Here is a 22,347-nt window from a genome sequence, read left to right on the forward strand (position 1 = left end):
CACCGCCATCTTTATCTCTGGAGAACCTTATGTCATCACGCCGTGAACGGGCCAATGCCATCCGCGCGCTCAGTATGGATGCAGTACAGAAAGCCAAATCGGGGCACCCGGGTGCCCCGATGGGGATGGCCGATATTGCTGAAGTGCTGTGGCACGATTATCTCAACCACAACCCGACCAACCCGCAATGGGCGGCGCGCGACCGCTTTGTGCTGTCTAACGGTCACGGTTCGATGCTGATTTACAGCCTGCTGCACCTTACCGGCTACGATCTGCCGATGAGCGAGTTGCAGAACTTCCGTCAGCTGCATTCCAGAACGCCAGGTCACCCGGAATACGGCTACACCGCAGGCGTCGAAACCACCACCGGCCCGCTGGGTCAGGGTATCGCTAACGCCGTCGGCTTTGCGATTGCCGAACGCACGCTGGCTGCGCAGTTCAACCGTCCGGGCCACGACATCGTGGACCACAACACTTACGTGTTTATGGGCGACGGCTGCATGATGGAAGGTATCTCACACGAGGTATGCTCCATCGCCGGTACGCTGAAGCTGGGCAAACTGGTTGCCTTCTATGACGACAACGGCATCTCCATCGACGGTCACGTCGATGGCTGGTTCACCGACGACACCGCAAAACGCTTTGAAGCCTACGGCTGGCATGTGGTGCGCGGCGTGGACGGTCACGATGCCGACGCCATCAAAAAAGCGGTGGAAGAAGCCAAAGCCGTTACTGACAAGCCATCCCTGCTGATGTGCAAAACCATCATCGGTTTCGGTTCCCCGAACAAAGCCGGTACCCACGACTCCCACGGCGCACCGCTGGGCGACGCCGAAGTGGCGCTGACCCGCAAACAGCTGGGCTGGGACTACGCGCCGTTCGAGATCCCGGCAGACATCTACGCTCAGTGGGATGCCAAAGAAGCGGGCAAAGCGAAAGAAGCCGCATGGGACGAGAAATTCGCGGCCTACGCTGCTGCGCACCCGGAACTGGCTGCCGAATTCAAACGTCGCATGAACAACGAACTGCCGGCCAACTGGGCTGAAGAGTCGCAGAAATTTGTTGAGCAGTTGCAGGCCAATCCGGCGAAAATCGCCAGCCGTAAAGCGTCGCAGAATGCCATCGAAGCCTTCGGCAAAATCCTGCCGGAATACCTCGGCGGTTCAGCTGACCTGGCACCGAGCAACCTGACCATGTGGTCCGGTTCTAAACCGATTAACGAAGATGCGGCCGGTAACTACATCCACTACGGCGTGCGCGAATTCGGTATGACCGCGATTGCCAACGGTATCGCCCTGCACGGCGGTTTCCTGCCGTACACCGCCACCTTCCTGATGTTTGTGGAATACGCGCGTAACGCGGCACGTATGGCGGCGCTGATGAAGATCCGTCAAATCATGGTCTACACCCACGACTCCATCGGTCTGGGCGAAGACGGCCCGACGCACCAGCCAGTTGAGCAGATGGCGAGCCTGCGCACCACCCCGAATATGAGCCTGTGGCGTCCGTGTGACCAGGTGGAATCTGCGGTGGCGTGGAAATACGCCATCGAGCGTAAAGATGGCCCGAGCGCGCTGATCTTCTCCCGTCAGAACCTGGCGCAGCAGGATCGTAGCGCTGAGCAGCTGGCAAACGTGGCACGCGGTGGTTATGTGCTGAAGGACTGTGCCGGTCAGCCGGAACTGATCCTGATCGCCACCGGTTCAGAAGTGGAACTGGCGGTCGGTGCTTACGACCAGCTGACCACCGAAGGCCGTAAAGTGCGCGTGGTTTCCATGCCGTCCACCGATGCGTTCGACAAACAGGATGCGGCTTACCGTGAATCTGTCCTGCCGAAAGCAGTGGCTGCGCGTGTGGCGATCGAAGCGGGTATTGCCGATTACTGGTTCAAGTACACCGGCCTGAACGGTGCAATCGTCGGTATGACCCGCTTTGGTGAATCAGCCCCGGCAGAGAAACTGTTCGAAGAGTTTGGTTTCACCGTTGCCAATGTAGTCGCAACCGCGAAATCGATTCTGTAATGCTTTTGGGCGGTCAGCTGGCCGCCTGCCAGTTGCCTTCGGTGGAAATCAATCATATAGATTCAGAAAAAATAGCGAAAACCGGCAGTGAGCCAGCGGGGAAATTTTCTGATAAAGTCAAATTCCAACCGGAAAGATGTCACCATTCATGCCAGGGAGAAGGTATGTCAGACAGGAAATCAAAGGGCGCGGAAAATGCCACGCCAACGCCGCATGACCTTGCATTTAAGCAGTTCCTGACCCATCCCGATACGGCCCGAGATTTTATGCAGCTACATATTCCAATGGAGCTGCAGGCCATATGCGACTTCACGACCCTTAAACTGGAGTCAGGCAGTTTTGTTGAGGAGAATCTTCGCCCGTACTTCAGTGATGTGCTCTACAGTCTGAAAACCACGGCTGGCAACGAGGGCTATATTCATGTCCTCATCGAACATCAGTCCACACCGGATAAACATATGGCGTTCAGGCTTCTGCGTTACTCGGTGGCCGCCATGCAACGCCATCTTGATGCAGGGCATAAAAAGTTGCCACTGGTAATTCCGGTCTTATTTTACACCGGCAAGCGTAGCCCCTATCCATATTCAACACGGTGGCTGGATGAATTTGATGACCCGGTTCTGGCTGTAAAGCTCTACAGTGGTGATTTCCCTCTGGTGGATGTGACAGTCATTCCTGATGATGAAATCATGGGCCATCGAAGTATGGCAGCCCTGACCCTGCTACAGAAACACATTCACCGACGGGACATGGCAGACCTGTTGGATAAACTGGCCACATTGCTTTTGACGGAACACATCACAGGACAGCAGCTTGTTTCGTTGATAAACTACCTTATTCAGGCCGGCGAAACTTCAGACGCAGAAGCCTTTGTACGCGACCTGGCACAGCGGATGCCGCAACATGAGGATGAACTGATGACTATCGCACAACAGCTTGAACAGAAAGGCATCGAGAAAGGCATCGAAAAAGGCCTTGAGAAGGGCATTGAACAGGGTATTAAACTGGGCGAACAGCGCGGGATCGAGAAAGGGCGCAACCAGGCTAAACTTGAAGTTGCCAGCACCATGCTGCAAAACGGTATCGATCGCAATACTGTTATGAAAATGACCGGCCTGACTGAAGATGAGCTGGCCCAGATTCGCCATTGATCATCTCTCTGTATGTTGTTCCTGCCGTTCCCTCTGCTCAGAGACAGCCTTCCTTCAGACACCGCCCCGATTAATATTTTGGGCGGTGTCCCGAGCGAAAAGTTTAAAGATACTGCATCAGCAAACCTTCCAGACTATTCTGGTCCACCGCAAACAGGCGAATCCCTTCGGCGAGTTTTTCTACTGCCATCGCATCCTGATTGTGCGCCCAGTAAAATTCAGCTTCGGTGATGGCATCCGGTTTTGGTTGGCCGATTCCGTCCCAGGCCAGCGGGGCCGGGATGTTTGCCTCGCTCTGTTGCAGCTGTGCCAGCAGTTGCGGTGAAACGGTCAGGCGGTCGCAACCGTTCAGCGCCAGTACCTGTTGCGGCGTACGGAAGCTGGCCCCCATCACCACCGTCTGATAGTCGTGCATTTTGTAGAATTGATAGATTTTCCGCACCGACGCCACACCAGGATCATTATCGATGGTAAACAACGTGTCCGGTTGGTTCTTTTTGTGCCAGTCATAAATACGGCCCACAAAAGGCGAAATCAGGAACACACCGGCATCAGCGCAGGCTCTGGCCTGGGCGAAGGAGAACAGCAACGTCAGATTGCACTTGATCCCCTCTTTTTCCAGCATTTCAGCCGCACGGATCCCTTGCCAGGTCGCAGCCAGTTTGATCAGGACGCGGTCTTTGGTGATGCCCCTCTCTTCATAAAGGGCAATCAGTTCCCGTGCCTTGTGAATGCTGGCATCGCAGGCAAACGAAAGCCGGGCATCAACCTCGGTTGAGATCCGTCCCGGAATGCTTTGCAAAATCAATGCGCCGATGCTGACCGCCAGATAATCGGCCACTGCGGAGGGGACTACTGCTTTGCCAGGCTGACGTGATTTCACTGCACTCACCGCCTCTTTGATCAGCTGTTGATATTGCGGCAACTGGGCGGCTTTATAAATTAATGAGGGATTGGTGGTCGCATCTTCGGGTTGATACGCAATGATGCTGTCAATGTCGCCACTGTCAGCAACAATAATGGTGTGCTGCTTTAATTTCTCAAGCTGGTTCATAATCTTAACCCTGATAATGATGGATGTGCATAACAGGAAGCGCCAGGCTTCCTGTTATGACGTGATGAAAAGATTATTATGCTTGAGCGACGCGCGAGGTCAGGCCAGGCATATTGAAGCATTCCGCTTCGTTCTGGATCATGTCTTTAATTTTGTTCACGACATAACGTTCTGGCTCCACGCCAAATGCGCGCAGGTTGGCAAACAGGGTTTTCATCTCTTTCACCACCGGGGGCTTTTCATAATTATAATGGCCGCTGAGTTCAAGGATTTCTTTCAGTAACTCCGGCTCATTGAAGATCTGCTCTTCAGACTTATTTTTATGCTCGTCGGTCATCCATTTTTCCCATTTGTGGCTCAGTACACACTCGCGGGTCAGCACACTTTTCAGGTTAGACGCTGACTGGATAAGTCCTTTCGCGGCTAAATCTTTTTCGACTTCGGCCAGTTTGAGATAGGCACGGGTTTCAATGGTGCCATAAGCCGGGGCGACGTTCATGGCGGTGATCCCCAGACCCGGATGTTTCAGCAAAATATCATCCGGCAGGTAGTCGCCATTATGTTCTTTCAAACCCACACCGTAGCGGGTACTGATTGCCGACAGTTCAGCGGATTGGGTGTCATTGAAGTGTCCGACATTTTTGGTCAGACGCGTCAGGGTGCCGGTTTGTCCAACGATAAACAGCGGTTGCGGTAACCCTTCGGCAGAGAGCCGTTTATTCAGTTCGATAATGAAACCTTCATAGGCGCTGATGTCAGTCAGGCCACCGTTGGTTTCTTCTGTTCCCACTTCATAGAAAAACTCTTTCAGGTTATTGGCCTTACGGTAATCTTCGCAGAAGCGGATCAGTTCAACGGTACGGCTCAGCACCAGTTCGATATCGATAACTTTACCCACCACATACGGATCTTTGGTCGGGTCGATATGCAACAGGTCAAACCCGGCATCCATATCGACCTGATAGGAACGACGTGCCAGCTTCATCGCTTCCGCTTCCGGAATATGATCCTTACGTTCTTTGTCACGCTGCCACGGGCCGCCGTGGTCCCGGCACAGGAAGTAGTCGCCATCAAAACCCACCTTCTCTGCCATGGCTTTGAGATCGGCGGCAAAGCGGAACTGGTCCCAGTTATTGACATAACCGGCACCGAATTCATCGGCATCGACCTGATTACGGCTGGCAATAAACATCAATGGCAGGTCTTTTTCTTTGCCCAGTTCAAAACATGCCTGAATAAGGGCAGGTGACATCGGGCCTATACCCAGCATCGTTGATTTACCACCGTTGACGATATAATCGACGTACTGCTTCATGGTATTTTTCATGACAACTCCTTAGGCTTTATTCATATCAGAAGTGATAGTTTTCTTGACGGTTTCGTTTTTAACCGCGTCGCTAATGTTGGGACGTAAAATATGCAGACAGATAGCGGTGACAATGACGCCAATGGCCATATCGATGACGTACCAGATTGCGCCTTTATTTACGCCAGCAATGGCAATTAATCCGCCATGCGGCACCATGGATTCAACGCCGTGAATCATCGCCAGACCGGCACCGACGGCGCTGCCGATAATAATGGAGGGGAGTACGGTTTTAAGGTTTTTAACTGCAAAGGGAATGGCGCCTTCGGTAATCCCGATTAACCCCATAAAGGCGGCAGAGGTGCCCATACGTTTTTCATCTTCGGCCCATTTATTGCGGGAAATAAAGGTTGAAAGCGCAATACCCAGCGGCGGAATAGCACAGGCGATACGATAGGCACCGTTCGGGCCATAAATCCCCTCTGCCATTAATGCCAGGGTAAATGCCGTGGCGGTTTTATTTACCGGTCCACCCATATCAAAGGCAGCCATTGCCCCGAGGATCAGACCCAATACCAGGCCGCTGCCCCCCTGCATATTTGACAGCATCGACACCAGCCACTTCATTGCCATCCCAATGGGGCCAATCAGCACGTACAAATAAAGCATGCCGACCAGGCAGGAGGTGACGATAGGAATGATCAGGATCGGCATCACCGGCATCAGTACTTTGCCGACTTTCCAGGTCTTCACCCATTTAGCAACGTAACCACTCAGGATACCGAGCAGCATCGCGCCAAGAAAACCGGTCACCACATGGGCTTCTCCCAGCGGTGTGGCAGCCATAAACCCGGTGACTAAACCCGGTGTCAGACCGGGTTTACCGGCAAGGGAGTAGGCAATATAGGCGGCAAGTACCGGGATCATCATGCCGAGCCCCGCACTGCCGATCGCCCCTAAATTCAATAAAAACGGATTGGTGACGACAATCCCTTTACCGGGCGTGGGTTCACCCCCCACCAGAGAGAGCGCCAGGCAGATCCCGCCCACCACCACCACTGGCATCATGTATGACACACCGGTACTGAAGGCTTTGACTAAATCATCCTTAATGGTTTTCATCTTATCCGACATGTTTATTCCTCCCGAACGCCCTGTTTTCCACAAGCGGTGCGCTGACTTAGCGCGTGTTTATCCGCAGGCAGAATGGCCCGTTTGCAGAAATACGGCGTTCACAGAAATCTATGAGATGTTGTATTACACGATTATTTCGTCGTTAAAATAAACGGGGTCTATTTTATTCAGACGTTATTGTGTCAATTTTTCGGCTTTATCAATGATCGCAGCCGGATTACGAATCACCTCAGCCGGATTCAATGAAATAATACGCCCGGCGTCCTCTTTTTCTTCAAAACGCTCGACGCCTTCAATACCAATCGCCACTGCCAGAATGACCACATCCGCGTCAGCAATTTCATCTTCACTTAATTCGTTTTCAATTCCCATGCCGCCTTGCGTCTCGACTTTGACGTCATAACCTCTTTTTTTGCACTCCTGCTCAATCGCTTCCTGCGCCATATAGGTATGTGCAATACCGGTAATACATGCTGCGACTCCGACGATTTTCATGATTAACTCCTGGCTATGCTTCTTTGGCTGTTTATTAAAATATTGATCTGACCTTGAATTTATACGTCTAATGTTCTGGTCATCAGGTTGTAGAGTAGGGTGACGTTATCGGCATTCTTTATTGCATCGCGGAACTCCTCTTTCATTAATGTTCTGGCAAGAATGGAGAAATATTTCATATGTTGTTGGGGATCGGCAGATTTGTTGACCGTCAGCATGAAGACGGTAGCCACTTCCTGGTCTCCCCAAAGAATGGGTTTCGCAAGTGTTGCCATGCTGATGGTGGAGTAGCCAATATGATCGGATTTAGTATGCGGGATGGCGAAGCCATAGCCAACGGCAGTGGAGAAGGAATCTTCCCGCGCCCAGATATCGTCACATAACTGTTCCCGGTTATCGGTGCGATGGTGCAGCCAGAGGTTATCGGTCATCTTTTTAATGACTTCGTTTTTATCGCTGGCCTCAAGACCGCACAGGATAAATTCGGGTGCCAGCAGCGGTCGGGTGCTGACCGCTTTGACATCCGGCGTTTGCAAGGCGGCTTTGACTGCCGCTGAACGTTTAAGCTGCACCGTCTGCCGGGCTAACTGCTGGCATTTGGTGAAATTCAATTCGCGTAGTGCATGCTTGACGCCAGGAATGGCGGTGCTGCTCATGCTGAGTTCGTCAAAGCCCATACCGGTGAATAACGGCAGGAAGTCCGGGCTGGCCCCCAGTTCGCCACAGATGCCGATCCACTTGCCTGCGCGATGTACTTCCTGCGCCGCGAATTGCATAGCCCGTATAAATGAGGGCGCATAGTTGTCATAAACCTCTGCAACCTGGCGATTGCCACGGTCGGCGGCAAAAAAGTATTGCGTCAGGTCATTGCTGCCCACACTAAAAAAGTCAGCATATTCAGCGATTTCCGGGATGGCGAAGATGACGGAAGGCACCTCCAGCATCACGCCCAGCTCAATACCCGCGTTATACGCCAGCCCTGCGTGATTCATCTCCTGCATAACACCTGCCAGTACCTCACGACACCAGATGACCTCCTCGACGTTCGAGATCATTGGAATCATGATTTTGGCGTTGCCGTGTGCCGAGGCGGTCAGAATCGCTTGCAACTGCATGGCGAATAAATCCTGATAGCGCCGATAGGTACGGACTGCGCGAAAGCCCAGGAACGGGTTTTCCTCGTCGCCGATACTGAGGTAGTCCACCGGTTTATCGCCGCCGATATCGAAGGTGCGAAAGATTACCGGCTTGTTTTCTGCGCGAATGGCGACCTGGGTATAGAGTTCTGCCAGTTCGGCATAATCAGGCGGTGTTTCCCGGTCCATAAATGACATTTCGGTACGAAACAGGCCGATGCCTTCGGCACCGTTATCAAACGCCGCGTTAGCTTCTGCCAGACTGGCGATATTGGCGGCAATCTCCACACGGTGCCCGTCGGCGCTAGTGGCGGTTTGGTTGACCGTCGCCAGCATCTGTTGCTGCATCTTCTGCTGAACGGACATTTCATGATGGTAATAGCGCAGCACGCGCGCATCAGGCGCAGTAATTAAGATGCCGGGGGTACCGTCAATAATAATGTCCTGCTGTGCGTCAAGACGTAGTGCGTGAAAATCAATATCCGTTAAGGTTGGAATACCCAACGAACGCGCCAGGATTGCGGTGTGTGATGTTTTTCCCGTGGAGGATAACACCAGACCGGCCAGCCAACGTTTGTCGATGCTGAGAAATTTACTCGGTGTCAGGTTGTCGGCTAAAATTATTGACGGTTGTTGTAAATTGAGGTCGTTTTTCGGTAAGACATCATCACCATACAGGGTGACTAACAATTGGCTGGTAATATCAAAGACGTCGAGGGTTCTTTCTTTGATATATTTACTGGCTGACCGGTTGAGCACGTCACAAAAATCCATAGCAGATAAAATAATGGCCTGCCAACCATTTTTACCTCTGTCGATATAATTTATGATGGCATTTTGGAAACTGACATCTGTCATGATCGATAAATGAGCCTGGACAATATCGTGCTCAACGCCAGATGTGCTTTCCACCGCAGAGATTTTTTCATTTTTCAGGATTTCGATACCTTCAATGACGGCATTTTTTTCTTGTTGCAGCGGATATTTCTGTGTTGGGCTGCGCGTCAGCATCTCAGCAAAAGAAAGGCTGCGAATCACCACCGGTTTGGCGATCGCCACGCCGCCACTGATACGTGAACCCTGAATAAAACTGAGTTGTGTTTCTCGCAGTGAGCGTGGCAAATAGCCCGCTGGTGCGGCGCTTTCCTCGGTGGGGGACACCTCAAATTCAGGCAGTTTCTTCAGTAAGGCAGATAACTGATTTGCCGCAGCCAGGGCATCCTCTCCGCTAATGGTAATGGTGCAGATGTCATTGAATAAGGTATCGGTGCCGACCAATGACAAGGCACTTCTCGCATTTCCTTCAAGACCAGTACGGCTATTTTTCCAGCACACGTTGGATTGAAAAGAATTACAAAGACGCTCGATGTGCCCCGCCGGTCTGGCATGAATTCCCTCGCTGAGATCACATTGATAGCTTATTAATTCTGACATAACCACTCCCAATAAATCTTTAAGGTAGATGCTGATGATTTTTTTTGGTCAGGCGCGCAATTCCGTACTTGATGATTTATATCCTTCCGTTTTCATCGAAGGCTTTGAATAGAAAAAAAGTGCCATTTACTTAAAAAAAGCACTCTGATTACTCATTTGTGAGCATGGTCATAAATTAATTAATTGCGTGGGGGGGTGTGACAAAATTGCTACTGAATGATCATTTTTACCCTTTATTTTTACCCTCCAGAGGTAGCTTAATGTTGGTACTGTGCGTAGCGGCGCGATTTATCGTGCTGTTTAAATACGCGCGATAAATTGCGCCGCTACGAAATTATGCAGGATGAATCAGAAAGAAATTATTGCGTGACAGTTCTGACAATAAAAGGAAGGATGATGTACAACGTTGATCTTCATATGCATACCGTAGCCAGCACCCACGCTTACAGCACGGTGCATGATTATATTGCCGCCGCCACGCGTAAAAATCTTAAATTAATCGCCATCACGGACCACGGACCGGAAATGGTCGATGCTCCTCATGCTTTTCACTTCAGCAACATGCGTATTCTGCCGCGGGTAGTCGATGGGGTGGGGATTCTGCGCGGTATTGAGGCGAACATCAAAGCGGGCGGTGAGACGGATTGCAGCGAGAAAATGCGCGCAGCGCTGGACCTGATCATTGCCGGGTTTCACAAACAGGTGTTCGCACCGGCGGATATTGTGACCCATACCGATGCGCTGATCGCGGCGATGACCAGCGGTAAGGTGCATATCATCAGCCACCCGGGCAATCCCGAATACCCCATTGATATCCCGGCGGTGGTCGAAGCGGCGAAAGCCTGTAATGTGGCCCTCGAGGTTAATAACGCCTCGTTTGTCCATTCCCGACGTGGCAGTGAAGGCAATTGTCGCAAGATTGTCGCTGCTGTGCGCGACGGTGGGGGGCTGATCTCCCTCGGCACTGACTCTCACTCCGCCTTTACGCTGGGCGACTTCAGTGCCTGCCTGCCGCTGCTGCAACAGGCAGATTTTCCTGCCGACAGGATTTTGAATGCTTCGCCGTGGCGCGTCCTTGCGTTTCTTGAGCGGCACGGCGGGGAAAGAATCGAGGAAATTTATGCGGCGTTGAATGCGGCAGGCTAGAGGTCGATGACGTTGCCTCTGGGCAGGCTCAGTGACTTGCGAATCGCGGAAATCACTTCCGTCGGCCGCAGCAGCAGGGAGTTAATGCAGATGTTCAGCACCCGACAGCCTTCGAAGCGCAATGGCTGATCGATAGTGATATCAGAGGCGATGATCACCAGGTCAGCATCGAGGATATTTTTCCCGCTAATCTGATTTTTCAACCCCAGTACGCCCTGAGTCTCGATTTTGATTGAGAAATTATAGGTTTTCGCCAGCTTTTCCAGTTGTTCGGCTGCCATATAAGTATGGGCCACACCGGTGGCACAGGCGGTAACCGCCACGATATACAGGTTACGTTCGCTGGAGAAGGGGTGTACTTCGTCTTTTGCTGCTCGGCTCATCATATACTTACTCCCTTATTCTTACGCCGGTACTCAAGCGGCGTACAGTCATTGATGTCCCGGAACACCTTGCAGAAATAGTTGGTATCGGTGAAACCACACTTCTCTGAGACTTCGTTAATTTTCAGGTTGGTGCTGGTCAGCAAGGTTTTCGAACGCGAGATCCGGGCTAACTTGAGGTATTCATTAAATTTTACGTCTGACTCTCGGGAAAAAAGGCGCGACAAATAACCGGGGGAGATGTTGAACGTCGCTGCGACGCTCTCCCGATTAATATCCGCCTGGTAATGGCTATCAATATGACTTTTGATCTCATCCAGCAGGGAGAGCGGCCCCTGCGCATTGCTCATGCCATCGGTGATTTGGTGCAGCAGGTCATTCAGCAACGCATAGACAATATGGGCGAAGGTTTCACCCCTGTTGTTGTGCGCCCACGCCAGCGATTCCGCCAGTTCAAGCAGACGGTCGCGCACCGAGCTGCTGGAGTTCTCAAGATTAAATTTCTCCACTTCTTTGAACTGCGTACCATCCCAGTTGCTGATGCTGAAACCCACATCCTGCTTCCAGAACACAATCGACATGCAGATCACCGGGGTGCCCCATAACGGAGAGTTCCAGCTATTGGCGGGGATATAGGTGACCGTGCCGACCGGCCGTTGATATTTGACGATCTTATCTTCCCCTTTCGGCAGCAGCATGCTGAGGCTGCCTTTCACCGTCAGCTCGATACGCGGCACATGCAGATGGTAGGCCATCGCCGGTGGCTGGGCGTTGCCATTTGCCACCAGCACGCTGTCGCTGGTGGAACATTGCATACTGAACTCGCTCAAAATCGACTGGATAAATGCGCTCATAGCCTGCCTTATGCCTGCGGTTTAACGACGGTTTTCAGCACCTTAACCGCCAGTGCCGTAGTGACGGTCCCGGCGGCGACGGCCACGATATAGCCCAAATGATTACCGACCACCGGCAGGACGATCAGACCGCCCCAGGGGGCAGCATTGGTGGCACCAAACCACAATGAGATCACGGCAGCCACTGCGCTGCCGAGCATAATCGCCGGGATCACCCGCAGCGGATCGGCGGCCGCAAACGGGATCGCCCCTTCGGTGATACCCATGAAACCCATAATCACCGCAGGCTTACCCGCCTCGCGTTCAACGTCGTTAAAAATCCCCTTAAACAGGAAGGTGGCCAGCGCCAGTCCGAGGGGGGGTGTACAGTCGGCGGCAGCGACCGCAGCCATCAATTGTGGGTTGGTGGAGATGAGCGCGACGGCAAAGAAAAACGCGGTTTTATTCATTGGGCCGCCCATATCCACGGCGATCATGCAACCCAACACGCTGCCGAGAATGATAAACGACGCCCCTTGCATATTGCTGAGCCAGACACTGAGCCATTTCATTAGCCCGGCTACCGGATCACCGATAATGTAATAAACCGCCATCCCGGTGAGAAAAGTACCGACCAGCGGGATGATAAAAATCGGCAGCACCATGCGCAGGAAATGCGGGATTTTCAGGCGGTCGATGATCGTCAGCAGTCCCCAGACAATCAGCCCGGCCAGCACGCCAGCCAACATACCACCTAAAAATCCGGCCCCCATTTGATACGCCATCAGCCCACCAATGGCACCGGGAGCGATACCGGGTTTATCCACCATCGAATAGGCGATAAAACCGGCGAGAATTGGGATAAACAGGGTCAGACCCGCCAGACCGATCTGCGACATCGCTTTTAGAAAGCCGTGATCGGGGATCGCCGCCTGGCCGTTGAACATCACCGCCAGCGCCAGCAGGACACCGCCTGCCACCACAAACGGAATCATGTACGACACCCCGGTCATAAAATGTCTTTTGGTATTTTTTAATAGTTTTAACATACCCGCCTCATCATCGCGTTTGGCAACTAGCACGCTAAGGTACTGATTATCAGGTGGTAGAGCGTATCAGGTGTGGCTGCGCTTTTGGCTTTGGCGACAAATTCGTCGTTCATCAGCATCCGCGCCAGCGTGGAAAAATATTTCATATGTTCGTTTTCCGCTGCGGCCTGGTTGATGGTCAACATAAACACCGTATCCACCGACACCCCGCCCCAGACAACGGGCTGGCGCAGTGTCGCGACGCTGATGGTGGAATCGAGAATGGCATCGCTGCGGGCGTGCGGAATAGCAAAGCCAGAACCGACCACGGTGGGGAAGGGAACCTCCCGTGACCAGATATCCTGGCACAGCTTATCCCGGCAGTCGGTGCGTTGGTGCAGCCACAGGTTATCGACCATTTTTTTAATCACTTCGTTTTTGTCGCACGCATCCAACCCCCACAGGATCATGTCCGGCGTCAACAGAGGCTTATCTGTGCGGGTGGAGGGCCCCTTCAGGCGCATTTGTTGTTGCACGTCTTTTTCATGACGGTAATAACGCAGGATCTTGTCATCCGCGCGGGTGATCAGCAGCCCCAGATCACCATCGAGCACCATCTCTTGCTGAGGTGAAAATGGCTGAGTGGCAAAATCAAGATCAGCAAGGGTAGGGATGCCCTGAGAACGGGCGAGAATAGCCGTATGCGATGTTTTACCGGTAGAGGACAAGATAAGACCGGCGAGATGTTGTTTGTTGAGCGCCAGGAACTGGCCGGGCGTCAGGCTATCGGCGATCACCAGGGCCGGTTCATCTAATGACAGCGCAGGTGGCAACCCAGACTGAGCACCGTATATCTCGACCAGCAGTTGCGTGGCGATGTCCAGCATATCCAGCGTGCGTTCCTGAATATAATGGCTGGATGAGCGTTCGAGGATGGCGCTGAAGCCCATCGCCGCGTTGATAATGGCAGACCAGGCATTCATCGGGGCATCAAGATAGCTGATGATGCTGTCGCGAAAGGCACTGTCGGTAATAAATAACAAATGGGCTTCGAGCAGGTCCTGTTCAATACCCCGGGCGGCTGCCAGCGCCGCTTCTTTGTTGATCCGCAGCGTTCGCAGCCCCTCCGTCAGACGCGCTATCTCCGTCTCCCGGTTAGCGGTAGTGCCAGGGCTACGGATCAGTAACTCACCAAAGGTCACCCCCTTGAGCACTCGCGGTTTGGCGATGGCGATACCGCCGCTGATACGAACGCCGGTCAGATATTGCGGTTGCAGTTCGTGCAGACAGCGCGGGAGGGAACCGTTAGTGACGGCCAGCGCCGGCTCAACAAGGGTGGTAAACGCCGGAAGGTTATTCAGCAAAGCTTGCAGGGCGACAGAGGCGGAGAGCGCGTCAGCACCGTGCAGCGTAATCAGACAGCTATCGTCCAGCAGCGTATCTGTGGCGATCAGGGAGAGGGCACTTTTGGCGTTTGCTTCCAGCGCGGTTCGGTTGTTTTGCCACACCACCTCGCACTGAAAGGTGTTGCACAGACGCGCGATATGCCCGGCAGGTCTGGCGTGGATCCCCTCGCTTATCTCGCATTGATAAGTTATTTCCACCACCATTCTGACTCCAGGCATAAGGTCAATACGCGGTTTAACCGGTTTGAGTTATCTCTCCGGTGGCGGGTATCTTTAACCGTTTAAGTAAGCGCTAATATAGTAAAAACGTTACCTTTTCTGGAAAATAGTGACCTGATGATGAATTTGTGACACTTGTCATATTAAAAGGCGACCGCATCCAGGCGGGCGCATTGTTTTTATTATCAATATTGATTGGGAGCGATCAGCGAGGGATTGCGGCACAGGTCACAATTTTAAAGTTTTTGCCTTTTTCAGCATCAACGAATTTTTCCCCGGTATCTGACGGCGTCAACAAAGGCGGCGAAGGCGGAGGAGGTATTACGCCGATTCGGATAATAAAGATGAAAACCTTCAAACATCGGGCTCCAGTCAGACAGCACTTCCACCAGACGTCCGGCTTCAATGTGCGGCTGAGCCATCGAATCTGGTACATAGGCCAGCCCGATACCATCCAGCGCGCCATTCATCACATGCAGGATGCTGTTCGATATTAACGGGCCGTTGACCCGAATATTCAATTTCCGCCCTTCCTTTTCAAACTCCCAGGCATAAACACTGCCTGCGGGAGAGTGGCGGATATTGATGCAGCGATGCCGGGCAAGATCCTGTGGGGTCAATGGCGCAGGATTGGCCTGAAAATATTCCGGTGTGCCGACCACCGCCAGCCGCCAGTCAGGTCCCATACGCACCGCAATCATATCTTTGCTAATCGACTCACCCAACCGGATACCGGCGTCAAAACGTTCGGAGACGATATTGGTAAAACCATAATCAATGCAGATCTCAATACTGATATCCGGATATTGCGCCAGAAAAGCGGGCAACATCGGACGTAATAAATCTTCAGCTGCATTATCAGAACAGGTAATACGAATATTGCCTGCGGGTGTGTCGCGTAATTCAGCAATCCGTTCTATTTCACTGTTTATCTGCTCAAACAGCGGGGCGACGGAGAGCAATAATTTCTCACCGGCTTCTGTGGGAGCAACATTGCGCGTGGTACGCGCCAGCAAGCGCACGCCAATTCTTTCCTCCAGATTGCGCATGGTATGGCTCAGAGCCGAAGGGCTGACACCAAGAAGGGCCGCAGCACGGGTGAAGCTTCTCTCTCTGGCTACGGTGATAAACGCCTGGATATCATTCATTAAATCTGCGCCTTATTTGTGATTATTTTTCACAACCAGGTGCAAATTATCCCATTTGTTCAAGGTAATCCACGTCATTTACCCTTGGGGTTGTTGTTCAGCACAGAATATTAAACAGGAAGGTTGAATAAGAATATTTCTCATTGGTGGGCCGGTAAACCTTGATTGGTGAATTTTTTTCATAACGGCATTTCGATATTCACTATTAAACATTGCGCTACGCTTAATAATAATCAGGACTTAGGTATGTCCACGATTCCTTTCCGTGCGGAATTCGATGTCGTTGTAGAAAACATTATATTACGACTTTCCATTCTGGCTATTTTCCCGCTCTGACTTTTCTCACTTTTTAATACCGGAGACCTATGGAACTGCACATTAATAACAAAATCTGGCAGGTCGATGCAGAGGGTGATACGCCGCTGCTGTGGGTAATCCGCGACGATCTGGGGATGACCGGGACCAAGTATGGCTGCGGTCTGGCGCAATGTGGCGCCTGCTCGGTAATGATTGACGGTCAGATTACCCGCGCGTGTGTCACGCCGATTGATAAGTTGGCTGGCAAGCAAATCACTACCATTGAAGCGATTGAAGCCGATGAAATGGGTAAACGCGTGGTCGAGGCCTGGGTTAAGTATCAGGTGCCGCAGTGTGGTTATTGTCAGTCAGGTCAGGTGATGGCGGCGACAGCGTTACTCAAACAACATGCCCATCCCTCAGACGCACAGATTGCCGCCGCAATGGTGAACCTGTGTCGCTGTGGCACCTATAACGCCATCAGTGCGGCCATTCATGATGTGGCTGGTAAGGGAGAAACAGCATGAGCGACCACGACGAGGTGATGGCATCGCTGAGCGAGGATCGGCCCGCGAACCTCTCCCGGCGGCGTTTTCTGTTGGCAACTGGCAGTGTGGCGGGTGCGTTGGTGCTGGGTATTGGCTTACCTGTTGCGCAAAGCCGTGCACAAACCACGGGCGCTGTACCCGCTCCGGGCACGCTGGTTCCGGCTTTTCTCGAGATTCGACCGGATGGCTCGGTAAAGTTCCTCTCGCCCTTTATCGAAGGCGGGCAGGGCATTTTTACCGCGATGGCGCAGATTGTCGGTGAAGAACTGGATGCCGATCCCGCCACCTTCGCGGTGGAAAATGCACCGGCAGGTTCCCAGTATAAAGTGATGGATAGCGGGTTGCGCATTACCGGCGGTAGCCAGTCGGTGCGCACCAGCTACACCACCATGCGCCGTCTCGGCGCGCTGGCGCGGCAGATGTTGCTTCAGGCGGCGGCCACTACGCTGTCTGTCCCCATTGAGCGTCTGCGTACCGAACCCGGCAAAGTGATCCATGACGATTCAGGCCGTTCGCTCTCTTATGGTGAGCTGGCTGCGCGGGCGCGTGATTTGCCGGTTCCGCCACCGGATTCGGTGCGCCTGAAGGACCCCGCGCAGTTTCGCTGGATTGGCAAACCGGTACCGCGTCTGGATATGCATGAAAAATCGACCGGTCAGGCGATTTATACCATCGATTGTCGTGTAGATGACATGCTGCATGCGGCGGTGCAGCATGCGCCACGCCTGGGGCTGAACGTTGGCCCGTTGCGCAATGCCGAGCAGGTGAAGGCGATGAAGGGGGTGCATTCGGTGCATGTGCTGCCGGGTGCGGTGGCGGTCGTGGCCGAGCGTTGGTGGCAGGCGAAGCGTGCTGTTGAAACCTTGCAGGTCGAGTGGCAGGAACCTCAGACGCCGGACGGTCGTTACATGCCTGCTGACTTCTCCTCAGCTGACTTTGCCGATGCGCTGGCGAAAGAACCGGGTAACGGTGAAGACGCGGAAGTCACAGGTAACATCACCGAGGGAATGTCAGCGGCGAAAACCACGCTGAGCGCGACCTATCACAGCCAGTATCTCAATCACGCCCAACTGGAGCCGCCCTCCGCGCTGGCGCGCTTTAATCCCGACGGCACCCTGGAGTTGTGGCTACCTAATCAGGCACCGGAAATGTTCCAGGCCGATGCGGCGAAACGGACCGGTTTGCCCGCAGAAAAAATCATTATCCATTCGCCCCTGCTGGGGGGCTTTTTTGGCCGCCATTTTGTCTATGACACCGCTATGGTCTATCCCCAGGCCATTCAACTGGCACAGGCGGTCGGTCGCCCGGTTAAGGTGATCTGGAGCCGCGAAGAGGAGTTTTTACGCGATACCCATCGACCGATGGCAGCGGTGCGTTTTCGTGCCGGTCTGGATGATAAAGGCTATCCGCTGGCGCTGGAGGCGATCAGCATTTGTGAAGGCCCGACAGAAGGGCTGGCCGGGAAACACGGTGCCAAACTGGACCCAACGGCAGTGGAAGGGCTGGCGGGGAAATCCTACTCAATCCCCCATGTACGCATCGCCCAGATCTACAAAAAAGGCCCGGTAAGGCTGGGTTACTGGCGCTCAGTAGGCAATTCGATGAACGATTTTCTCTACGAGTGTTTCCTTGATGAGATTGCTGATCAAGGCAAGATTGATCCCTTCGCTTTGCGTCTGCATTTGTTACAGGGTAACGAACGGCTGACCAAACTGCTCAATACCGTGGCGGAGATGTCCGGGGGATGGCAGGCCGGGCCTTACACCGCCGCAGATGGCAGCCGCCGCGCCCGTGGTGTCGCGATGGCTTCGCCGTTCGGCACTGAAGCGGCAGCGATTGCCGAAGTGTCGATTGAAAACGGCCAGGTCAAGGTTCATCAGGTGTGGGAAGCCGTTGACCCTGGCAGCATCGTTAATCCGGCGATCGTCGAGGCGCAGGTCAATGGCGCGATAGCGCTTGGACTTTCTCAGGTACTGCTTGAGGAGAGCGTGTATGAGAAGGGGCAACCGGTGGCGCGTAACTACGATATGTACCCGATTCTGCCGCCCTCACGCATGGCAAAGGTAGAAGTACGCATCGTGGAGAGCGGGGCGAAGATGGGGGGTATCGGTGAACCGCCATTGCCTGCGATTCCTCCGGCGGTCGCCAATGCGGTTTCCCGGTTGACCGGGCAACGTATCCGTTCAATGCCGCTTTCACACTATGATTTCACCTGAGCCTGAGGGATGGATGACATGACGATTAAAAGGCTTAGCCTGATCCTGATTGGTGTGTTGTGCGTGGTCGCAGGCGCGCTGCTGTGGTTGCTGCGCACGCCTTCTTCCACCTTTGATGGCGCAAATGCGGATCAACCTCCGGTTTCTGCCGAATTGATCCGTCGGGGCGAGTACGTTGCCCGGCTTAGCGATTGTGTGGCCTGCCACAGTACCCCGGACAGTGCGCCGTTCAGCGGTGGGCTGGCGATGGCGACACCGGTGGGTAAAATCTATACCACCAACATCACTCCGGACCCGGAAACGGGAATCGGTAACTATTCACTGGCTGATTTTGATCGCGCCGTGCGACATGGTGTGGCGCGTGATGGTCACCGCCTCTACCCGGCGATGCCTTTTCCTTCCTATCAGAAGCTCACGGATGAGGATGTTGCGGCGCTTTACGCCTTTATGATGCATGACGTCAAACCGGTATCCCGCCAGAATCGCGCCAGTGAGATCCCCTGGCCGCTGAATATGCGCTGGCCGCTGGCGGTGTGGAGCGCGGCTTTCTCGCGTGGTGGACCGCAACAGCCGGTGGCAAATCAGGATGCGGTGTGGAATCGCGGTGCTTATCTGGTGGAAGGTCCGGGACATTGCGGCAGTTGCCATACGCCGCGTGGACTGGCGTTTAATGAGAAAGCCCTCGATGCCAGCAGCCCGGATTATCTGGCGGGAGCGCTGCTGGATGGTTGGTATGCGCCCAGTCTGCGCAACGATGCCAACACCGGCATCAGCCGCTGGAGCGAAGCGGATGTCGTTGAATTCCTGAAAAAAGGCCGCAACCAGCATGCCGTGGTGTTTGGTTCAATGGCTGATGCATTTAACAACTCGACGCAGTTTATGCGTGACGATGACCTGCGCGCCATTGCCCACTATCTGAAGTCTCTGCCGCCGGGCAGTCACAACAGTGGCAAGGGTTGGCAGTATCAGCATGACGATGCGCCAGCCACCCCCGGTAGCCAGACCTATATGGCGCGATGCAGCAGCTGTCATGGCCCGGATGGACGAGGGCAGGCACCGTGGATCCCGCCGCTGGCCGGGGCAACGTCGATGCAGGTCGATACCGCTTCCTCAATCAACGTGCTGCTCAACGGTTCGGCACGCGTGGTGGCGGATGGCGTGCCTGATGCCTATCGTATGCCGCCGTATCGGAAACAGCTTACCGATCAGGAAGCGGCGGATGTGCTGAATTTTATTCGTTCTTCATGGGGCAATCAGGGTGAAAAAACCGATGCGCAGGCGGTCGGCGAATTACGCGCCAAAACCGACCCGGCCAGCAGCAACGTCATCATCCTGCAAATGCGATAGCCACAGCCGTCAGGAGAAATGATGCAGAATCTTGATGTGCAGGTCATCAGTACCGCCCGGCAGTGGGCGGAAGCGCATGAGCTATGGTTGTGTACCGTACTGAGCACCTACGGCTCCTCACCGCGACCACCGGGGGCGATGATGGTGATCCGCAAAGACGGGCAATATTGTGGTTCGCTTTCCGGTGGCTGTGTGGAAGAGAGTTTTATCGCGCGGATTCGTGACGATGCCTTTTCGGCGTCGAGCCAGCTGGTACGTTATGGTGATGGCGGGCTGGCACCTGACCGGGCGCTACCGTGCGGTGGGGTGCTGGATATTCTGGTGGAAAGGCTGCTCCCTGGTCGTGAGGCTATTGGTTATCTGGGGCAGATGCACGATGCCCTGATCAGTGCGACGGCGCTGACCAAAAGGATTACCCTGCCTGCGCCATGTATTTCACTCGAACCGGCTGCGTACCGCAGCCGGACCGCGACCCACATCGAGGGGGATGAGGTGACGTTGACCCTCTCTGCACCGCCCAGGCTGGTTATCGGTGGCTTGTCGAGCGTCGCGGTATATTGCGCCAATTTCGCGCTGGCGCTGGGGTTTGAAACCCTCGTCTGCGAACACCGGGAAGATGTTCTGAGCAATCTGGCTGCGGATCTGGATGCTGGCGTGACGCTGATAAAACTGTTCCCGGCGGTTTATCTTGAGCGCGAGGGGTGCCATCCGGCCACCGCGATCCTGTCGTTAACCCATGATCCGCGTATCGATGATCTGACCATGATGGAAGCCGTCAACCTGCCGGCTTTCTATATCGGCGCAATGGGTTCGCACCAGAACAGCCAACGCCGCAAAGAAAGGCTGGTGCGGTATGGCGATGTTGCACCGCATCAGTTAAGCCGCCTCCATGCCCCGGTTGGGCTGGCGATTGGCAGCAAAACCCCGGCGGAAATTGCGTTGTCGATTATGGCCGATATCGTGCGCCATAAAAATGGTCTGGCGAGTGATCAGGCATCCTTCTTTCCGGTGCGCAGCGCCTGCGGAGGGATGCCGTAGCCCCGCATAAAAACATCACGCATGTGGCGGCGATCGCGAAATCCTGAATCTCGCGCCACCACGTCCAGCGACAGTCGGGTTTGTTCTATCAACAGCCGCGCGGCTTCAAGGCGTAAACGCTCGATGACGCGCGCCGGTGATTTCCCTGTCTCAGCCAAAAACAGGCGGTTCAGTTGCCTCGAACTCAGATGTACTGCATCCGCGAGTTGCTCGACGGAGAGTGATTTGGTGAGGTTGCTGCGGATATATTCAATCGCGGTTTGCAGGCGATCGCTGCGCGGTGACAGGGCCAGCAGTTCGGAATGCTGGCGCTGACCGCCCGAACGTCGCTGGTTCATAACCATACGCTGAGCAATGCTGCGGGCAACCTCGCTACCATGATCTTTTTCCACCATCGCCAGCACCATATCGAGGCCAGCCGTCATCCCGGCAGAGGTCCAGATCTGGTGATCAATGATATAAATCAGGTCGTCTTCGGTTCTGATGGTGGGATGCAATGTTTTCAGGCTCTGCGCATAAGCCCAATGGGTGGTCGCCCGGCGTTCAGAAAGTAATCCGGCCTGCGCCAGTACGAAAGCACCGGTGCAAATGCCTGCGACGCGGCGCGCCCGCAAGGCGTGATTTTTCAGGAAATGAACCACCCGCTCGCTAGCCGGAAGTGTGACCGGCGTGAGCACCCCGCCAATTAGCCAGGTATCAGCAGAAGCCTCATCGCTTAAGGCAATTGTCGTCACACTGATGCCAAAGGAAGAGGAAACCTGACCGCCGTGCTCGGAGTAAACCGCGCATTGATAAAAAGGCTCGCCAAGCACTAAATTGGCAAACTCGAAAATGGTCAGTGTCGATAACGCCAGTGACTGAAACTGGTCGGCAATCAGCAATCCAACCCGATGCATTTTGGGATCCTTGTATTGGCAACCACATCAATGGGCAAACCATCCTGAAAGAATCAGGCCCTGCAATCAATCTCTTTTGGGCAAAAAGATGTCCGAAATCGTACCCTTCTA

18 protein-coding genes are annotated in these 22,347 nt (G+C 53.9%); 7 read left to right on the forward strand and 11 right to left on the reverse strand.

The features are described from left to right. Positions 1–29 precede the first annotated feature (29 nt). On the forward strand, positions 30–2,021 hold the full coding sequence (tkt, locus tag AC6I8R_RS24115; RefSeq protein WP_497833093.1) for a transketolase: 1,992 nt from the start codon (positions 30–32) through the stop codon (positions 2,019–2,021). Positions 2,022–2,185: 164 nt separating this feature from the next. Beyond that, entirely contained in the window at positions 2,186–3,172 is a 987-nt protein-coding gene (locus AC6I8R_RS24120; RefSeq protein WP_036627312.1) for an Rpn family recombination-promoting nuclease/putative transposase, read from the forward strand. A gap of 103 nt (positions 3,173–3,275) precedes the next feature. Here the strand turns inward: AC6I8R_RS24120 and tal are convergent, their stop codons facing one another. The 5 genes from tal to ptsP all read right to left on the reverse strand — a co-directional run bounded on the left by tal (position 3,276) and on the right by ptsP (position 9,731). Continuing rightward, a complete protein-coding gene (gene tal / locus AC6I8R_RS24125) occupies positions 3,276–4,226 on the reverse strand; it encodes a transaldolase (RefSeq protein WP_497833094.1) in 951 nt (316 codons plus the stop codon). Between the two features lie 76 nt (positions 4,227–4,302). Beyond that, positions 4,303–5,553 carry a class II D-tagatose-bisphosphate aldolase non-catalytic subunit gene (locus AC6I8R_RS24130; protein WP_497833095.1) on the reverse strand — a complete coding sequence of 417 codons (1,251 nt, stop codon included), beginning with the start codon at positions 5,551–5,553 and terminating at the stop codon, positions 4,303–4,305. A gap of 9 nt (positions 5,554–5,562) precedes the next feature. Beyond that, the gene (locus AC6I8R_RS24135) at positions 5,563–6,666 is read right to left on the reverse strand and encodes a PTS fructose transporter subunit IIC (protein WP_021185452.1); all 1,104 of its coding nucleotides are present in this window, start codon (positions 6,664–6,666) and stop codon (positions 5,563–5,565) included. Positions 6,667–6,840: 174 nt separating this feature from the next. Continuing rightward, positions 6,841–7,161, reverse strand: a complete 321-nt coding sequence (locus AC6I8R_RS24140) for a PTS fructose transporter subunit IIB (RefSeq protein WP_021185453.1) — start codon at positions 7,159–7,161, stop codon at positions 6,841–6,843. Between the two features lie 59 nt (positions 7,162–7,220). After that, complete coding sequence (gene ptsP / locus AC6I8R_RS24145) at positions 7,221–9,731, reverse strand: phosphoenolpyruvate--protein phosphotransferase (RefSeq protein WP_497833096.1); 2,511 nt, start codon at positions 9,729–9,731, stop codon at positions 7,221–7,223. A 396-nt stretch (positions 9,732–10,127) separates the two neighbouring features. Between ptsP and AC6I8R_RS24150 the strand changes: the two genes are divergently transcribed. Beyond that, positions 10,128–10,877, forward strand: a complete 750-nt coding sequence (locus AC6I8R_RS24150) for a phosphatase (protein ID WP_497833097.1) — start codon at positions 10,128–10,130, stop codon at positions 10,875–10,877. On the opposite strand, the gene AC6I8R_RS24155 is transcribed toward AC6I8R_RS24150, so the two are convergent. The 5 genes from AC6I8R_RS24155 to AC6I8R_RS24175 form a co-directional block, all read right to left on the reverse strand. Next, positions 10,874–11,263, reverse strand: coding sequence for a PTS fructose transporter subunit IIB (locus AC6I8R_RS24155; protein WP_021185456.1), 390 nt, complete (start codon positions 11,261–11,263; stop codon positions 10,874–10,876). The genes AC6I8R_RS24150 and AC6I8R_RS24155 overlap by 4 nt on opposite strands. After that, positions 11,260–12,114 (reverse strand): helix-turn-helix transcriptional regulator, encoded by an 855-nt coding sequence (locus AC6I8R_RS24160; RefSeq protein WP_021185457.1) that lies wholly within the window; start codon positions 12,112–12,114, stop codon positions 11,260–11,262. The genes AC6I8R_RS24155 and AC6I8R_RS24160 overlap by 4 nt, the downstream gene beginning before the upstream one ends. An 8-nt stretch (positions 12,115–12,122) precedes the next feature. Continuing rightward, positions 12,123–13,142: a PTS fructose transporter subunit IIC gene (locus tag AC6I8R_RS24165; protein ID WP_021185458.1), complete on the reverse strand. Its 1,020-nt coding sequence runs from the start codon at positions 13,140–13,142 to the stop codon at positions 12,123–12,125. 26 nt (positions 13,143–13,168) lie between these two features. Continuing rightward, on the reverse strand, positions 13,169–14,731 hold the full coding sequence (locus tag AC6I8R_RS24170) for a PTS sugar transporter subunit IIA (RefSeq protein ID WP_497833098.1): 1,563 nt from the start codon (positions 14,729–14,731) through the stop codon (positions 13,169–13,171). Between the two features lie 275 nt (positions 14,732–15,006). After that, positions 15,007–15,894 carry a LysR family transcriptional regulator gene (locus AC6I8R_RS24175; protein WP_021185460.1) on the reverse strand — a complete coding sequence of 296 codons (888 nt, stop codon included), beginning with the start codon at positions 15,892–15,894 and terminating at the stop codon, positions 15,007–15,009. Between the two features lie 365 nt (positions 15,895–16,259). On the opposite strand from AC6I8R_RS24175, the gene AC6I8R_RS24180 reads away from it, so the two are divergent. Genes AC6I8R_RS24180 through AC6I8R_RS24195 form a run of 4 tightly spaced genes read left to right on the forward strand, consistent with a single transcriptional unit; the run spans position 16,260 to position 21,340 of the window. After that, positions 16,260–16,718 carry a (2Fe-2S)-binding protein gene (locus AC6I8R_RS24180; RefSeq protein ID WP_021185461.1) on the forward strand — a complete coding sequence of 153 codons (459 nt, stop codon included), beginning with the start codon at positions 16,260–16,262 and terminating at the stop codon, positions 16,716–16,718. Further along, positions 16,715–18,955 (forward strand): xanthine dehydrogenase family protein molybdopterin-binding subunit, encoded by a 2,241-nt coding sequence (locus AC6I8R_RS24185; RefSeq protein WP_497833099.1) that lies wholly within the window; start codon positions 16,715–16,717, stop codon positions 18,953–18,955. The genes AC6I8R_RS24180 and AC6I8R_RS24185 overlap by 4 nt, the downstream gene beginning before the upstream one ends. 18 nt (positions 18,956–18,973) lie before the next feature. Then, on the forward strand, positions 18,974–20,302 hold the full coding sequence (locus AC6I8R_RS24190) for a c-type cytochrome (protein ID WP_497833100.1): 1,329 nt from the start codon (positions 18,974–18,976) through the stop codon (positions 20,300–20,302). Positions 20,303–20,320: 18 nt separating this feature from the next. Further along, a complete protein-coding gene (locus AC6I8R_RS24195) occupies positions 20,321–21,340 on the forward strand; it encodes an XdhC family protein (protein WP_497833101.1) in 1,020 nt (339 codons plus the stop codon). Here AC6I8R_RS24195 and AC6I8R_RS24200 read toward each other — a convergent pair. Then, on the reverse strand, positions 21,292–22,236 hold the full coding sequence (locus tag AC6I8R_RS24200) for a GlxA family transcriptional regulator (RefSeq protein WP_021185465.1): 945 nt from the start codon (positions 22,234–22,236) through the stop codon (positions 21,292–21,294). The two genes, AC6I8R_RS24195 and AC6I8R_RS24200, sit on opposite strands and share 49 nt — an antisense overlap. Positions 22,237–22,347 lie beyond the last annotated feature (111 nt).

This window comes from Pantoea sp. X-Soil-OKNW-713, assembly GCF_059730685.1.

Coding starts and splice junctions, on each gene's coding strand:
- tkt (WP_497833093.1), top strand. CDS start 30: ATGTCATCACGCCGTGAACGGGCCAATGCCATCCGCGCGCTCAGTATG.
- AC6I8R_RS24120 (WP_036627312.1), top strand. CDS start 2,186: ATGTCAGACAGGAAATCAAAGGGCGCGGAAAATGCCACGCCAACGCCG.
- tal (WP_497833094.1), bottom strand. CDS start 4,226: ATGAACCAGCTTGAGAAATTAAAGCAGCACACCATTATTGTTGCTGAC.
- AC6I8R_RS24130 (WP_497833095.1), bottom strand. CDS start 5,553: ATGAAAAATACCATGAAGCAGTACGTCGATTATATCGTCAACGGTGGT.
- AC6I8R_RS24135 (WP_021185452.1), bottom strand. CDS start 6,666: ATGTCGGATAAGATGAAAACCATTAAGGATGATTTAGTCAAAGCCTTC.
- AC6I8R_RS24140 (WP_021185453.1), bottom strand. CDS start 7,161: ATGAAAATCGTCGGAGTCGCAGCATGTATTACCGGTATTGCACATACC.
- ptsP (WP_497833096.1), bottom strand. CDS start 9,731: ATGTCAGAATTAATAAGCTATCAATGTGATCTCAGCGAGGGAATTCAT.
- AC6I8R_RS24150 (WP_497833097.1), top strand. CDS start 10,128: ATGTACAACGTTGATCTTCATATGCATACCGTAGCCAGCACCCACGCT.
- AC6I8R_RS24155 (WP_021185456.1), bottom strand. CDS start 11,263: ATGATGAGCCGAGCAGCAAAAGACGAAGTACACCCCTTCTCCAGCGAA.
- AC6I8R_RS24160 (WP_021185457.1), bottom strand. CDS start 12,114: ATGAGCGCATTTATCCAGTCGATTTTGAGCGAGTTCAGTATGCAATGT.
- AC6I8R_RS24165 (WP_021185458.1), bottom strand. CDS start 13,142: ATGTTAAAACTATTAAAAAATACCAAAAGACATTTTATGACCGGGGTG.
- AC6I8R_RS24170 (WP_497833098.1), bottom strand. CDS start 14,731: ATGGTGGTGGAAATAACTTATCAATGCGAGATAAGCGAGGGGATCCAC.
- AC6I8R_RS24175 (WP_021185460.1), bottom strand. CDS start 15,894: ATGAATGATATCCAGGCGTTTATCACCGTAGCCAGAGAGAGAAGCTTC.
- AC6I8R_RS24180 (WP_021185461.1), top strand. CDS start 16,260: ATGGAACTGCACATTAATAACAAAATCTGGCAGGTCGATGCAGAGGGT.
- AC6I8R_RS24185 (WP_497833099.1), top strand. CDS start 16,715: ATGAGCGACCACGACGAGGTGATGGCATCGCTGAGCGAGGATCGGCCC.
- AC6I8R_RS24190 (WP_497833100.1), top strand. CDS start 18,974: ATGACGATTAAAAGGCTTAGCCTGATCCTGATTGGTGTGTTGTGCGTG.
- AC6I8R_RS24195 (WP_497833101.1), top strand. CDS start 20,321: ATGATGCAGAATCTTGATGTGCAGGTCATCAGTACCGCCCGGCAGTGG.
- AC6I8R_RS24200 (WP_021185465.1), bottom strand. CDS start 22,236: ATGCATCGGGTTGGATTGCTGATTGCCGACCAGTTTCAGTCACTGGCG.